Annotated in this window: 1 protein-coding gene; it reads left to right on the top strand. The window is 67.2% G+C overall.

The annotated features are described in order from the left end of the window. Positions 1-232, top strand: a 232-nt coding sequence (locus tag SB754_RS23215) for a hypothetical protein (RefSeq protein WP_410784592.1), incomplete at both ends; no start/stop codon positions are given.

Genomic DNA, 232 nt, shown 5'->3' with positions numbered 1-232 from the left:
CGAACTGCGCCGCGGAACCCTGCCCCCGTTCCTTCTGGGTGCGAAGGTGTTCGGCGAGATCTCCGGGCTGGTGGAGTCCCTGGTGGCGAAGGCGGCACCGCTCTATGAGGCACATCCCGAGGTCATCGACGTGACCATCGATCTCGGCGACAACCGGCGCCTGACCGGAACGGTCCCGTCGGTGCACCGTGGGCAGCTGGTCCGGACGATCTACTCCAGGCTCGCGGCCAAA

The organism is Leifsonia sp. SIMBA_070, assembly GCF_046534635.1.
Taxonomy (GTDB): domain Bacteria; phylum Actinomycetota; class Actinomycetes; order Actinomycetales; family Microbacteriaceae; genus Leifsonia.
This window is presented reverse-complemented; position numbering and strand designations above follow the sequence as displayed.